Source organism: Caballeronia sp. LZ024, assembly GCF_031451455.1.
GTDB lineage: Bacteria > Pseudomonadota > Gammaproteobacteria > Burkholderiales > Burkholderiaceae > Caballeronia > Caballeronia telluris.
In genome coordinates this window covers 715,363-729,630 of the sequence record NZ_JARUXL010000001.1, presented here as the reverse complement: position 1 = coordinate 729,630, position 14,268 = coordinate 715,363, and the positions used below count along the sequence as shown (strand labels likewise).

Below are 14,268 nucleotides of genomic sequence, written 5' to 3'. Positions count from 1 at the left end.
GCCGCCGTTGGGCCACGTCTCGAAATCCGAGTCGAAGCGGACGATATAACGCCCGTCCTTGTCGATGTACGAGTAGGCGTAGCTGTCCGGGCTGCAAATCCGAGCGCTGAGCGTGCCGCTCACCCTGGCCCAGTTCTCCGGCTCCAGTTCCAGACGGAAACGCCGGTCCGCGGGAATCGCCTTGAAGGTGTTGAAATAAGCCTTGTCGCGCGCCCCGCGATGCGTGATCTCGACGACGACCATACCCTTGGGCGCATCGGGCAACACCACGTCCGTTTCGAACACGCGCGCGCACTGCAACGCGAGTACGGTGCTTTCGCCCTCGTAGACGACTTGCCGGGCGATCGCCGCTTCGTGCCGAAGCTGCGCCTCCCACTTCGCGCCCGCCTGATCGAGGTGATGGGTGCCATAGACATACGGCCGGCCGTAAGTGGTCGGGTCTTGCGGGGCGATGTTCGCCTCGTCTCTGAAGCGTTCCCAGGCAGCATCCGGGTTGTAATCCGCGACCGTGAACGACTGCGGCACCGTCTTCGTGTGCGTCTTCAGTGACGTGACTGCCTCGACGCCGTTCGCGTCGAGTCCCGCCGCTTCGCGGTACGGCACCACCAGTTGCGGGTCGTAGATGTAGTGGTCGATGTCGTCGCCATAAACCACCTCATCGCCGTGTTCGTTCTCGACCACATACGAATACACGCCGGATTTTTCCTGGAGCATGTGCGCATAGTCGAAGTCCGTCATCCCGTGTTGCATGCGAAACGCGTGCTGGGGATATTGCCCGCGCAGCCGGAACCGGAATTGATGGTCCGGTATGCCATGAGCTTGCAGGATCGCCTTCAGAATGTCCGGCGTCGAGCCGTGCTGGAAAATCCTGTTGCGCGTGACGGCCTTCAGCCGTGCCAGATGCGACCTCAACTCGATTTCGAATTTGACGAAATCCTTCGTGGTCTGCACTGTCGAAAAGCGTGCAATGAAGCCGGAAAAGCGCCGCACGGTCCCGTCGTCGACCTCGATGCTGAAAACGGCGTCACGGTTCAGATAATCGGCGCGCGGTAGCTGCTGCGGATGAGTCAGTTCGATATGGACGACGTTGGGTTCGCCCATCTTTTCGGTTGCGGTGAACGACACGACCGAGAGTGCCGCCGCGCTGTCCGTGCCGGGCACGTCGAGAAAATACGCCTGGCGTCCCGCGACGCCCCGCCGTAATGGATCAAATTCTGCCACTCCCTGCTCCCTGAAAAGACCAGCGACGCAGCGTTAGCTGCCAAACCTGTTAACTGAACATTTAAATCCATTAAGGTGAACGAATTTAATATGAGATAAGTGACAATTAACAAGTCTTGACAGAATTTCGCGCCAGCTTTCTCCCGATGCATATTTCTGCGGCCATGCCCCGGTTACCCGCCAGCGGCGTCAGGCGCGCCGCATGCACATAGCAACGGGGCCCGAGCGTGGCGGCGCGTTTGATTCTTTGATAAAAATACCAATGCGGGCCTTCTAACTCATTCCGTCGGGCGCGGATTGTCCGATTCTTCAACCGTTAACTGTCTCATACGCCAAGGTCAATCGCGTATCGAGGCATCGTGACCGTAAGTGGTTTCCGCTTCTCGTATTTGCTAATTCCCGATTTAAAATGAAGCAAGTTGGTAAAGATGGAGAACATCGAATACTCCAAAGTGATGAGGGGACTTCTATGCTGTGTCTCCCCGACCGGGGAGACACAGCGAAGCGCACGTGACTGATAAAACCCAGCTCGCGTTCCTGCGTTCACTTCTTCTTGGGATCGTGAATCGGCAAAGTTGGATGCTTGGGTTTGGTTGGAGGATTCACATGATGCCTCTCATCGTCTTTGCCGTCTTCTCGTTTGGGCTTCGGGCCGGGGTTAATGCTCGTCATATTCGTTTTCCTATTCAATTGAAATGTAGTCGTCAGTTACTTGCGTCGGGAGAACTTGCGCGTCCAAGGTGGATGCCTATATTCCCCAGCAATTCCAGAGGATCACAGACGTTTTGGGTATCAGATAAATCGGAAAAACGGCCAGCCCTACAAAAAATGTGCCGACACATTGATGCAGTGAAACCGGGCGGTGCACGCAGTCTTATTTCGGACGGGAGATTTAGAGTCACAACGCAAGACGGCAATCCACACCGCCAGCACGAAGGCAGCCGCCGCAACGGCCCGGTCGCAGCAAGTCACGTCAAATTGCGAGCAAGAAAACCGCTCAGGCGAGGCATGAGGATCGCCAACGCGGCGATCGATCGCTGGGGAGATCCTTGTTAATCGCCCTACGTCGTGCCGATCAACTTATCGGCTGCGTGCTGTGTTGTGTAAGCGTCGCGCGAACATCGGTCAGCGCATCTTCGAATGGGCCGAAGATCGCTATCTTTCCCGCCACCGTCAAGCCGGCAAACTGTTCCGCTACCTCTTCAAGGCTCAATAGCCCCGCCAGCGCGGGCAGTTGATCGACACGGATAACAGCGGCGTCGAACAGGGCGTCATCCCGTTGCCGGTCAGCGTGCAGAAATTCAGCCATGCCGCACCGCCATTGCGCTTTCGCATGCAACGATGAATACAGGTACGGTGGCGCGTAATGGGTTGATCGTTTCGGGCGGGACAGGGACTTTTGTTTGCTCGGGACAAGCGGGGATATGGCGCATATGTGGCCTCTTCTGTTTGGCGTTAAAGTCCGCCTCCCGGTTCCAAACGGGCGGGCACATTGACAGGGTTGGAACACCGGCAACAGAAGAAACCGGCACGGACATAGCCGGATTCTAGCGGAGTGTGGCGAACGCGCGACGGCCCTCAGACGGCAAGAGTAATCGCCGGGGTAGCCGTGGAACTTTGCCCGGCGATAGGCTGATTGATGGGCTGAAAAACAAAAACCCCGTAAGTCGTTGAACTTACGGGGTTTTCTGAATATCCTTGGCGGAAAGGGTGGGATTCGAACCCACGGTACAGCAAAACTGTACACTGGATTTCGAGTCCAGCGCATTCGACCACTCTGCCACCTTTCCGTCTACCGGATCTTTCGATCCGGCGCTTCATCGAGCGGGTCGTTGCTCAACGAAGAGCAACATTATAGCGGACTCGATTTCGCTTTCCAAGCCCCTTTTTGCATCTTCCCGGAAGATTCAGGCCTTCGACGGCTCCAGCCGCTCGATACCGCCCATGTAGGGACGCAACGCCGCCGGCACCGTCACCGATCCATCGGCGTTCTGGAAGTTCTCCAGCACCGCGACGAGCGTGCGCCCGACCGCGAGCCCCGAGCCGTTGAGCGTATGCACGAACTCCGGCTTGCCCTGCGCGTGACGAAACCGCGCCTGCATGCGCCGCGCCTGAAACGCTTCGGTGTTCGAACAGCTTGAGATTTCGCGATACGTGTTCTGCGCCGGCAGCCACACTTCGAGGTCGAATGTCTTCGACGCCGAGAAGCCCATGTCGCCCGTGCACAGCGTAATCACGCGATACGGCAGTTCCAGCTTCTGCAGGATCGCCTCGGCGTGGCCGACCATCTCGTCGAGCGTTTCGTAGGACTTTTCCGGCGCCACGATCTGCACCATTTCGACCTTGTCGAACTGGTGCTGGCGGATCAGGCCGCGCGTGTCGCGGCCATACGAGCCCGCCTCCGAGCGGAAACACGGCGAATGAGCGGTCAGCTTCACCGGCAGCGCGTTCGCTTCGAGAATGCTGTCGCGCACCGTGTTCGTCAGCGAGATTTCGGAGGTCGAGATCAGGTACTGCGTCACCGTGTTCTCGGCGCCGCCCTTTTCGACGCGGAACATGTCGTCGGCGAATTTGGGAAGCTGGCCCGTGCCGTACAGAATCTCCGGATTCACGATGTACGGCGTGTACGTCTCGGTGTAACCGTGCTGATCGGTGTGCGTGTCGATCATGAACTGCGCGAGCGCGCGATGCAGCCGCGCAATCTGCCCGCGCAAGAGCGTGAAGCGCGCGCCCGAGAGCTTCGCGCCGGTCTCGAAATCGAGCCCGAGCGGCGCGCCGACGTCGACGTGATCCTTCACGTCGAAATCGAACGCGCGCGGCGCGCCCCAGCGGCGCACTTCGACGTTCTGCGTTTCGTCGTCGCCGACGGGCACGCTGTCGTGCGGCAGGTTCGGCACGCCGAGCATCAGGTCGTGCAGCCGCTTCTGAATCTCTTCGAGCTGCGCCGCCGACGCCTTCATCGTGTCGCCGATGCCGCCGACTTCCGTCATCACCGCGGAGGTGTCCTCGCCGCGCCCTTTCATCGCGCCGATCTGCTTCGACAGGCTGTTGCGGCGAGCCTGGAGTTCTTCGGTGCGCGTCTGGATGTCGCGGCGCTCGGCTTCGAGCGACGAGAACGCGGCGACGTCGAGGGTGTAGCCGCGAGCGGCGAGACGTTTCGCGACGCCGTCCAGGTCTTTGCGCAGGAGTTGGATGTCGAGCATGGCGGGGGCTGCTTTTGAGTAATCGGAATTCGCGATTTTAGCGCACGACACGCGGCGCCCCGCGTTTCGTCAACGTTTCTTGTCGTCCTTGTGCTCGCGCCGCCACGCCGCGTCCAGTTCGGCGAGCCGCGCCATCTTCTCGCCGATCTTGCCTTCGAGACCGCGCGGCGTCGGCTCGTACCAGTGCGGATCGCGCATGCCGTCCGGCAGATACGTTTCGCCCGCCGCGTATGCGTCGGGCTCGTCGTGCGCGTAGCGATACTCGTGGCCGTAGCCGAGTTCCTTCATCAGCTTGGTCGGCGCGTTGCGCAAATGCACCGGCACGCCGCGCGACTGATCCTTCCCGACGAACCGCCGCGCCTCGTTATAAGCCTTGTAGCCCGCATTCGATTTCGGCGCGACAGCGAGATAGATGATCGCCTGGCCGAGCGCCAGTTCGCCCTCGGGCGTGCCGAGCCGCTCGTAGGTTTCGGCGGCATCGAGCGCGATGCGCCCGGCGCGCGGATCGGCGAGACCGATGTCTTCCCACGCCATGCGCACGATGCGCCGCGCGAGATAGCGCGGGTCCGCGCCGCCGTCGAGCATGCGGCAGAACCAGTAGAGCGCGGCGTCAGGATTGCTGCCGCGCACCGATTTGTGCAGCGCGCTGATCTGGTCGTAGAAGGCGTCGCCGCCCTTGTCGAAGCGGCGCAGGTTTTCGGCGAGCGCGCTGCCAAGCAGCGTGCCGTCGATTTCCGTCGTTTTTTGCTGGGCCGCCGCGCGCGCGACGATTTCCAGATTGTTCAGGAGCTTGCGGCCGTCGCCGTCGGCGGAACCGATGATCGCGTCGCGGGCTTCGTCGGTGAAAGTGAGGCCGCCGAGTTCCGCCTGCGCGCGTTCGAGCAGTTCCTTCAGTTCGTCGGCGTCGAGGCTCTTCAGCACGTACACCGCCGCCCGCGACAGCAACGCGCTGTTCACCTCGAACGACGGATTCTCGGTCGTCGCGCCAACGAACACGAACAGCCCCGACTCGACGTGCGGCAGGAAAGCATCCTGCTGGCTTTTGTTGAAGCGATGCACCTCGTCGACGAACACGAGCGTCTGGTGCCCGTTCGCGCGATGGATCTGCGCGGTCTCGACGGCTTCGCGGATATCCTTCACGCCCGAGAGCACCGCGGACAGCGAGATGAACTGCGCGTCGAAGGCGTCGGCCATGAGGCGCGCGAGCGTCGTCTTGCCGACGCCCGGCGGGCCCCAGAGGATCATCGAATGCGCTTCGCCCGATTCGAACGCGACGCGCAGCGGCTTGCTCGGCCCGAGCAGATGCTTCTGGCCGATGACGTCGTCGATGGTGCGGGGACGCAGGCGCTCGGCGAGCGGAACGGTGCCACGATTTTCTTCGAACATGTGCTTATGTGACGCAGGTTGGGCAAAGGCGGCGATAATCTCTCGCTTTTCGAGACGAGGGCGCGGCCAGCGGTTCGGCCATGCGCTCCAGCGAATCGGGTCATTATGACAGCGACGGCGAAAGGCCTTCGCCCGCATCGAGACTTCACGGACAGAACCGACAGGAACACGACTCCAATGGCGCACGACAGCACATCAGAGAGCACACCATCCAACGACGCCTACGCGCCCCTCACGCCCGTGCCGTCCGAACGCCGCGCGTTCGCGACCTCCGACGCCTTCGCGCTCTGGTTCTCGCTCGGCATCGGCCTTCTGGTCGCGCAGGCGGGCGCGCTGCTCGTGCCGGGACTGTCGCTGCCGCACGCGCTCGCGGCGATCGCGATCGGCACCGCGATCGGCGTCGTCCTGCTCGCGCTCGCGGGCGTGGTCGGCACGGACACCGGGCTCGCGGCGATGTCGTCGCTCAGGCCAACGCTCGGCGTGCGCGGCGCGTCGGTGCCGGCGGTGCTGAACGCGGTGCAGCTCGTCGGCTGGGGCTCGTTCGAAATCATCGTGATGCGCGATTCCGCCGATGCGCTCGCCAAACAATCCTTCGGCCTCTCGATGCCGCTCGTCTGGACGCTCGTCTTCGGCGTGCTGGCGACGCTGCTCGCCATCACCGGCCCGCTGTCCTTCGTGCGGCGCTTTCTGCGCACCTGGGGCATCTGGCTTTTGCTCGGCGGCGCGGGCTGGCTCACCTGGAACGTGCTCGCGAAACTCGACCTCGCCGCGCTGATGGACCGTCCAGGCACGGGCGAGATGGCGTTCGGCGCGGGCATCGATCTGGTCGTCGCGATGCCGCTCTCCTGGCTGCCGCTGATCGCCGATTACACGCGTTTCGGCAAGAGCGCGGGCGGCACTTTCCGCGGCACGCTCTTCGGCTACGGCATCGCGAATATCTGGTTCTATGCGCTCGGCGCGATCTACGGGCTGGCCGCGGGCGGCGGCGATGCGCTCCTGACGGTCGCGTTCGCACAGGCGGGCGGCGGCCTCGCGCTGCTCCTGATCCTGATCGACGAAACCGACAACGCGTTCGCCGACATCCATTCCGCCGCCGTCTCGACGGGCACGTTCTGGGCGCGCGCCAGCGTGCCGATGCTCTCCGCCGCGTTCGGCGCGCTGTGTACGCTCGTCGCGCTCGTCGTCGAAATGGGCAAGTATCAGAACTTTCTGCTTCTGATCGGCTCGGTGTTCGCGCCGCTCTTCGGTGTCGTGCTGGCGGATCACTTCATCGTGAGGCGGCGGCGCATCGACGTCCCCGTTCTCGCCGACGTCAACGGCCGCTACGGCTTTTCGGGCGGCTGGCACGTGAGCGCGTTCATCGCGTGGGCGATCGGCATCGCGGCGTATCACGCGATCAGCCAGTGGCTGCCGAATCTCGGCGCGACGCTGCCCGCGCTCGCGCTCGGCGCGGTGTGCTATCTGCTGCTGGTGTCGGGCCGGCGCGCGGCGCTCGCCTGACGTCGCAAAAAAACGGGCGCCGCTGGCGCCCGTTTTCCTGTCAGTGCTCGTCGCGGCGCATCAGGACGCTGTCGTGCAGATCGCGAATCACGCGCTCTTCGGCTTCCAGATCGAGCGAGCGGCTCAGAATCCAGTACACGCCGCCCGACACGACGAGCCCCACGAGCCATGCGAGATCCACGCCGCCGAGCAGCCGCGCGAAATAGCCTTCGAACACGGCCTTCTCGGCCGCGGCGTCGTAGATGAAGAAGAACGGGATCATCGTGACGAAGCCCACCACGTAAGCCACGATGCCGCGCATCTGCCACGCGCCGTAGATGCCCTTCGGCGTGAAGAAGTGCGCGATCGCATAGCGGCCGCGGCGCACGAAGAAGTAATCGACGAGATTGACCGCCGTCCACGGCACGAGGAAGTACAGCATCAGCACGAGGAACGTGTTCAGGAGCGCGATGCCGTTGCCCTTGATCGCGAGCACGCAGGCGAGCACGACGGCGCTGATCGCGATCACCGAGGCCACGCGCGCGCCGCGCGACGGCTTGATGCGGCGAATCGAATCGACGCCGGTCAAGAGCGTCAGCATCGCGCTGTAGGTGTTGAGCGCGATGATCGGCAAAAAGCCCGCCACCGAGACGAACACGATCACGCTGCCGAGCCCCGGCACGACCGACGAACCGACCTGATTCAGCGCGACGAGCGCATCCGACGCCTTCAATTCCTGCGCGAGCCACGCGCCGAGCCCGATCATCCAGGTGCCCGACAGCGCCGCGCCGATGAATATCGCGGCGATCAGCCTGGTGCGGCTCGTGTTCTTCGGCAGATAGCGCGAGTAGTCGGAGACGTAGGGCGCGTAAGAGATGTTGTAGCTCGCGCCGATCGCAAACTGCGTCGCGAACGCGATCCAGCTAAAGCCGAGATGCGGCGCGTTTGCCGCTGGCGCCGCGGGCGCGTGGCCGGCGCCGAACAGCAGCGCGACGGAGACGAGCGCGTAGAGCGGCAGCGTCGCGATCAGCGCCCACTTGAACGCGCGATGCATCAGGTCGTGCCCGTAGATCGACAAAAGCGCGCCGGCCGCGATCGCCACCACGGCGACGAGCGTCGCGTCGAGCCCGAAGACGTGCTTGAGGCCGTCCGTAATCAGCGAAACATTGACGACGTTGAATCCGACGAACACGAAAAGCGTCGCGAGCAGCGCGAGGATCACGCCGCGATAGCCGAACTGCGCGCGCGACTGGATCATCTGCGGCAATCCCATTTCCGGCCCCTGCGAGCCGTGAAATGCCATGAAGATCGTGCCGAACATGATGCCGAGCGCGCCGGCGAGCGTCGTCCATCCCGCCGACAGTCCCATGCCCGGCCCGACGAAGCCGATCGAAATCGTGAAAAAGTGAAAATTGCCGAGGAACCAGAACGGTCCCTGGCCGGAGAGCCGCGCGTGGCGCTCGCTCTCCGGGATGTAATCGATCGAATGACTTTCGACTTCGAGGGCCGGCCCCGCGTGGGGCAGGCCGATGACTTCTTCGTTACGCATCTGCGGTTGTCTCGCTTGGTTTTTTCTGTTTGGGCGCCGGTTACCGCGCGCATTGAATCTTCAGGCGCGCCGCTCGACGCCCGGCAGCACGCACAGCAATTCGAACGCGAGGTTCGCGCCGAGCAGCGCCGTGGTGCCGAACGGATCGTAAGGCGGCGCGACTTCCACCAGATCCGCGCCGACGATGTTCAGCCCATGCGCCCCGCGAATGATTTCGAGCGCCTGCGGCACGGTCAGCCCGGCGATTTCCGGCGTGCCCGTTCCCGGCGCGAAAGCCGGATCGATGCCGTCGATGTCGAACGTGATGTACACCGGCCCGTCGCCCATTTGCGCGCGCACTTCTTCCATCAACGGCGCGAGCGACTTGTTCCAGCATTCCTCCGTCTGCACGACGCGAAAGCCCTGCTCGCGGCACCAGTCGAAGTCGCCGGCTTCGTAGCCCGTGCCGCGCAGGCCGATCTGCACGACGCGCCCGCAGTCCAGCAAGCCCTCTTCCACCGCGCGGCGAAACGGCGTGCCGTGGGCGATCTTCTCGCCGAACATGGTGTCGTTGACGTCCGCGTGGGCATCGATGTGGATCAATCCGACCTTGCCGTGCTTCTTCGCGATCGCGCGCAGGACCGGCAGCGCGATCGTGTGGTCGCCGCCGAGCGTCAGCGGCTTGCAGTCGTGCGCAAGGATTTCGTCGTAGGCGCGCTCGATGCGGTCGATCGAATCGAGCAGGTTGTACGGATTGATCGCGACATCGCCGATGTCGGCGACACGCAGCGAATCGAACGGCGCGGCGCGCGTCGCCATGTTGTACGGGCGCAGCAGCACCGATTCGCTGCGCACCTGACGCGGGCCGAAACGCGCGCCGGTCCGGTTCGACGTGCCGAGATCGAACGGCACGCCGACGAAACACGCATCCAGCCCCGCCGCCGTATGCACGTGCGGCAGGCGCATCATCGTCGTGATGCCGCCGCAGCGCGGCATCTGGTTGCCGGACAGCGGCTGCGGCCGCTCGTCGCGATGGTCCGGCGCGGTGAAATGCGAGTCGAAGTGCTCGGCCGGTGCGAAATGTGAAAATGTATTCATGGCGTTCGATGGTTTCCCGTGGAAGGTTTTATCGGTTCACCCTCCATTAATAGGCGCTCTCGCGAGAAGTTAAAATGGCGACGAAATTAACTTCACATCGATTTTTATCGATGTATCGGGCGCCGCCATGTTCACGCACCTCTCCGACCTCGACTTGCGGCTTATCCGCGTGTTTCTCGCGATCGTCGATGCGGGCGGGATTTCGTCCGCGCAGGCGACGCTCAACGTCGGCCAGTCGACCATCAGCACGCAACTCGCGACGCTCGAAACGCGACTCGGCTATCGCCTGTGCGAACGCGGACGCAGCGGTTTCTCGCTGACTTCACGCGGCGGGCAGTTCGTCGAGGCGTGCCGGACGCTGCTCGCCGCCATCGACACGTTCGATATGACCGCGCGCAACGTCGGCAAGAAGCTCGTGGGAACGCTCGCGCTCGGGTTGATCGGCCACACGCCGGTCGCGGCGAGCGCGCGCATCAGCGAGGCGATCGCGCGGTTTCGCGAACGCGACGAATCGGTGCGGTTTTCGGTGCTGGTGCGCTCGCCGGGCGAGCTGGAGGAATTACTGCTCGCGGGCAGGATTCAGGTGGCGATCGGCTATTTCTGGCATCGCGTGCCGTCGCTGGAATACACGCAGATCTTCGCCGAGGATCAGTACGCGTACTGCGCGCGGCGGCATCCGCTTTTTCAGGAAGCGGGCGAAGTCGATCCGGAGCGCGCCGCCGATTTCGAATGGGCGTGGCGCAGCTATCCGCTGCCGGAAGCCGATGCCATGTCGCCGAGAAACATCACCGCGGTCGCCGACAACATGGAGGCCGTCGCGATGCTCGTGCTGTCGGGCCATCATCTCGGCTATCTGCCCGAGCACTTCGCGGCGCCGCATGTGAGGGAGGGAGCGCTCGCGCCGCTGAACCCGGCGCTCATGCGTTACCGCGTGGCGTTCCAGATGGTCACGCGCGCGCGGCAACTGAGAAACGACATCGTGGAAGCGTTCATCGAGGACATGAACGCCGCCCACGCGACCGGCGACGAGCCGGTCAGCCGTTGATGACGTCCGCGCCCTTCGGCACCGCGAACTTGAACTGATCGGATTTGAGCGGCGGGTTCTTCTGCATGTTCGAGAACGTGAGCAGCGTCACGTTGCCGAAGACGTCGTGCAGTTCCATCGCTTCGAGATTGCCGTCCTTAAAGCCGATGCCGACCGTCTCGAACTGCGTGTCCTTCGCCTTCGGCGTCAGTTCCAGCCAGTCGATGCCGCCCTTCACGCCCGCGTCGCGCAGCGTGAAGTTCTTTTCCAGATCGTTGCTGCCGAAGAGAATCGCCGCCGGACTCGCGCCGAGCGAGCCGCCGAGCGGACGCACCGTCACCTGATTCAGGTCTTTGTCGTAGACGTAGAGCTTGTCGCCGTCGGCCTGAAGCACTTGCGAATACGGTTTTTCATACGACCAGATGAACTTGCCCGGACGCGCGAACAAGAACGTGCCGCTCGACGTGCCGCCCGTCTTCGGCGCATTCGACTGGCTCGCCGCCTTGCTCGGCGCCTTCACTTCCTGCTGCACGAAGGTGCCGCGCGCCGCGTGGACCTGCGACACAAACGCCTTCAACTGCTCGGTGCCGCCCGCGAAAGCCTGCGACGCGATGAACATCGACGCGCCCGCGAGCATCGCTCCGACGGTCTGCTTGAACCACTTCTGCTGCATGAATTCGTTCTCCAAGGTGAAGCGCTTACTCCGCGTCGCGGGCCGGCGTGAGGATTTCACGATTGCCGTTCGACGACATCGCTGAAACCAGCCCGGAGTTTTCCATCTGTTCGAGTAGCCGCGCCGCGCGGTTATAGCCGATCCGCAGATGCCGCTGCACGAGCGAGATCGACGCGCGCCGGTTCTTGATCACGACCTCGACGGCCTGATCGTATAGCGGGTCGGACTCGCCATCGGCGCCGCCGGTTCCCGCGCCGCCCGCCGCGCCTTCGTCGCCTTCGCCCGCGAGACCGCCTTCCAGAATGCCTTCGATGTAATTCGGCTCGCCCTGCTCCTTCAGCTTGTCTACCACGCGGTGCACTTCCTCGTCGGACACGAACGCGCCGTGCACGCGCACGGGCAGCCCGGAACCCGGCGGCAGATAAAGCATGTCGCCCATGCCGAGCAGCGACTCGGCGCCCTGCTGGTCGAGAATCGTGCGCGAATCGATCTTCGACGACACCTGGAACGCCATGCGCGTCGGCACGTTCGCCTTGATGAGACCGGTGATGACGTCCACCGACGGCCGCTGCGTCGCGAGAATCAGGTGGATGCCGGCCGCGCGCGCCTTCTGCGCGATCCGCGCGATCAGCTCTTCCACCTTCTTGCCGACGACCATCATCAGGTCGGCGAGTTCGTCGATCACGACGACGATGTTCGGCAGGCGCGTGAGCGGTTCCGGTTCGTCGGGCGTGAGGCTGAACGGATTCGGGATCTTTTCGTCGCGCTTGGCGGCTTCGTCGATCTTGTTGTTGAAGCCCGCGAGATTGCGCACGCCCATCTTGCTCATCAGCTTGTAGCGGCGCTCCATTTCGGCGACCGCCCAGTTGAGCGCGTGGCCGGCCTGCCGCATGTCGGTGACGACCGGGCAGAGCAAGTGCGGAATGCCTTCGTAGACGCTCATTTCGAGCATCTTCGGATCGATCAGGATCATGCGGACCTGGTCCGCGCTCGCCTTGTAGAGCAGCGACAGGATCATCGCGTTGATGCCGACCGACTTGCCCGAACCCGTCGTGCCCGCGACCAGCAAGTGCGGCATCTTCGCGAGATCGGCGCAGACCGGCTTGCCGCCGATGTCCTTGCCGAGCCCCATCGTGAGCGGCGAGGCGGCATCGGCATAAACCTCGGAGCCGAGGATTTCCGAGAGCTTCACGGTCTGGCGGCGCTGGTTCGGCAATTCGAGCGCCATGCAGTTCTTGCCCGGAATCGTCTCGACGACGCGAATCGACACGAGCGACAGCGAGCGCGCCAGATCCTTCGCGAGCCCGACGATCTGGCTGCCCTTCACGCCCGTCGCGGGTTCGATCTCATAGCGCGTGACGACCGGCCCCGGATACGCCGCGACCACGCTCACCTCGACGCCGAAGTCCTTCAGCTTCTTCTCGATCAGGCGCGAGGTGAATTCGAGGGTATCGGCGGAGATGGTTTCCTTTACTTCGGGCGCGGCGTCGAGCAGCGCGATCGGCGGCAAGGTGGAGTCGCCCGGCAGGTCCTTGAAGAGCGGCACCTGCTTCTCGCGCTCGACGCGCTCGGACTTCGCCGGCGTCGCGACCGGCGGGACGATCATCACCGGCTCGTGGTCCTCGATCTTCACGCGGCTTTTCACGACCTTGCCTTCGCGCGTCGAGGCCGCTTCCTCGCCGAGCTTGCGGTCGCGGCCCGCTTCGCGGCGCAGGCGCGCGCCGGTGATCGCGGACAGGATGCCGTCGCCGGTCTTCTCGCACACCGAGAGCCACGAGAAGCGGAAATACAGCGACAAACCGATCGCGAGCGCGATCAGCAGAAAGAGCGTCGCGCCGGTGAAACCGAACGCGTGCATCATGTTCTTCGCGATTGCCTCGCCTACCACGCCGCCGGGCGCGCGCGGCAACTGCACTTTCAGCGACCACATCCGCAGCGCCTCGATGCCGTCGCTCGCAAGCAGCACGAGCACGAACGCGAAGGCTTCCGCGAGCCAGGTGCGGTCTTTATGCGCGTCGGTGTCGACGGGCGCCTCGGGCTGCGTGATGCGCCGGTAGTTCGCGACGATGCGCCGCGCGAGCAGCACGATCAGCCAGTAGGACGAGAGCCCGAAGAGCAGCAGCAGGATGTCGGACATCCACGCGCCGACGCGGCCCGCCCAGTTGCCGATGTGATCGACGCTCGCGGCATGCGTCCAGCTCGGATCGCGCCGGCTGTAACTCACGAGCGCCATCAGCAGGAACAGCCCGAGCGCGACCTGGAGAATCCAGCGAATTTCGGTGAAGAGGCGCGACATGCGATGCGGCAACGCCTGCGCGCTCGCAGAATAGGTAGCTTTTGCCATTGATCCGTGAGGCTTTTTCACGGCCTCGCATCGATAGGAGCGGGCCGAATGTGTCGGTCGCCCATTGTAAACGCTGCATTGCGGCGAGCGGTCAAAAAGGGCCGCGCGTTTCATCCTGTAACACGCCTGAAAGCCCTGCCGGCGCTATCGCCGCCATTGAAAGGTTCACTCGGTGAGCCTTCTTGCGGACCTTTATAATGGCGTCTTTGCGCCCAACTAGGGTTCATCGACCGGTTTTGCGCCCGCGCCCGCGCGCGAACCACCCGCCGCGCGGCGCCGAAGTTGCATCCCTTCGATCGAAACCATCAACAA

10 protein-coding genes and 1 tRNA gene are annotated in these 14,268 nt (G+C 63.6%); 2 read left to right on the top strand and 9 right to left on the bottom strand.

Features of this window, described 5'->3' with window-relative positions; translation table 11 throughout:
• The 5 genes from QCE48_RS03505 to QCE48_RS03485 form a co-directional block, all read right to left on the bottom strand.
• A partial coding sequence (locus QCE48_RS03505; protein WP_309794081.1) for a phage late control D family protein occupies nucleotides 1-1,221 on the bottom strand: 1,221 nt, incomplete at its 3' end.
• Nucleotides 1,222-2,296: 1,075 nt separating this feature from the next.
• A complete protein-coding gene (locus QCE48_RS03500) occupies nucleotides 2,297-2,530 on the bottom strand; it encodes a hypothetical protein (RefSeq protein ID WP_309786086.1) in 234 nt (77 codons plus the stop codon).
• 390 nt (nucleotides 2,531-2,920) lie between these two features.
• Nucleotides 2,921-3,011 (bottom strand) — tRNA-Ser (locus tag QCE48_RS03495).
• 117 nt (nucleotides 3,012-3,128) lie between these two features.
• Nucleotides 3,129-4,424 (bottom strand): serine--tRNA ligase, encoded by a 1,296-nt coding sequence (serS, locus tag QCE48_RS03490; RefSeq protein ID WP_309786087.1) that lies wholly within the window; start codon nucleotides 4,422-4,424, stop codon nucleotides 3,129-3,131.
• 69 nt (nucleotides 4,425-4,493) lie between these two features.
• Nucleotides 4,494-5,810 (bottom strand): replication-associated recombination protein A, encoded by a 1,317-nt coding sequence (locus QCE48_RS03485; RefSeq protein WP_309786088.1) that lies wholly within the window; start codon nucleotides 5,808-5,810, stop codon nucleotides 4,494-4,496.
• 177 nt (nucleotides 5,811-5,987) lie between these two features.
• Here QCE48_RS03485 and cytX point away from each other — a divergent pair, with 177 nt between their 5' ends.
• Nucleotides 5,988-7,310, top strand: a complete 1,323-nt coding sequence (gene cytX, locus QCE48_RS03480; protein ID WP_309786089.1) for a putative hydroxymethylpyrimidine transporter CytX — start codon at nucleotides 5,988-5,990, stop codon at nucleotides 7,308-7,310.
• Between the two features lie 40 nt (nucleotides 7,311-7,350).
• Here the strand turns inward: cytX and QCE48_RS03475 are convergent, their stop codons facing one another.
• Nucleotides 7,351-8,838, bottom strand: a complete 1,488-nt coding sequence (locus QCE48_RS03475; RefSeq protein ID WP_309786090.1) for a cytosine permease — start codon at nucleotides 8,836-8,838, stop codon at nucleotides 7,351-7,353.
• A 60-nt stretch (nucleotides 8,839-8,898) separates the two neighbouring features.
• A complete protein-coding gene (gene speB / locus QCE48_RS03470) occupies nucleotides 8,899-9,915 on the bottom strand; it encodes an agmatinase (protein WP_309786091.1) in 1,017 nt (338 codons plus the stop codon).
• A 127-nt stretch (nucleotides 9,916-10,042) separates the two neighbouring features.
• Between speB and QCE48_RS03465 the strand changes: the two genes are divergently transcribed.
• Complete coding sequence (locus tag QCE48_RS03465) at nucleotides 10,043-10,960, top strand: LysR family transcriptional regulator (RefSeq protein ID WP_309786092.1); 918 nt, start codon at nucleotides 10,043-10,045, stop codon at nucleotides 10,958-10,960.
• Here the strand turns inward: QCE48_RS03465 and lolA are convergent.
• A complete protein-coding gene (gene lolA / locus QCE48_RS03460; protein ID WP_309786093.1) occupies nucleotides 10,950-11,612 on the bottom strand; it encodes an outer membrane lipoprotein chaperone LolA in 663 nt (220 codons plus the stop codon). The two genes, QCE48_RS03465 and lolA, sit on opposite strands and share 11 nt — an antisense overlap.
• Nucleotides 11,613-11,637: 25 nt before the next feature.
• Complete coding sequence (locus QCE48_RS03455) at nucleotides 11,638-13,956, bottom strand: DNA translocase FtsK 4TM domain-containing protein (RefSeq protein WP_309786094.1); 2,319 nt, start codon at nucleotides 13,954-13,956, stop codon at nucleotides 11,638-11,640.
• Nucleotides 13,957-14,268 lie beyond the last annotated feature (312 nt).

Coding starts and splice junctions, on each gene's coding strand:
- QCE48_RS03455 (WP_309786094.1), bottom strand. CDS start 13,956: ATGGCAAAAGCTACCTATTCTGCGAGCGCGCAGGCGTTGCCGCATCGC.
- serS (WP_309786087.1), bottom strand. CDS start 4,424: ATGCTCGACATCCAACTCCTGCGCAAAGACCTGGACGGCGTCGCGAAA.
- QCE48_RS03475 (WP_309786090.1), bottom strand. CDS start 8,838: ATGCGTAACGAAGAAGTCATCGGCCTGCCCCACGCGGGGCCGGCCCTC.
- lolA (WP_309786093.1), bottom strand. CDS start 11,612: ATGCAGCAGAAGTGGTTCAAGCAGACCGTCGGAGCGATGCTCGCGGGC.
- cytX (WP_309786089.1), top strand. CDS start 5,988: ATGGCGCACGACAGCACATCAGAGAGCACACCATCCAACGACGCCTAC.
- QCE48_RS03485 (WP_309786088.1), bottom strand. CDS start 5,810: ATGTTCGAAGAAAATCGTGGCACCGTTCCGCTCGCCGAGCGCCTGCGT.
- QCE48_RS03465 (WP_309786092.1), top strand. CDS start 10,043: ATGTTCACGCACCTCTCCGACCTCGACTTGCGGCTTATCCGCGTGTTT.
- speB (WP_309786091.1), bottom strand. CDS start 9,915: ATGAATACATTTTCACATTTCGCACCGGCCGAGCACTTCGACTCGCAT.
- QCE48_RS03500 (WP_309786086.1), bottom strand. CDS start 2,530: ATGGCTGAATTTCTGCACGCTGACCGGCAACGGGATGACGCCCTGTTC.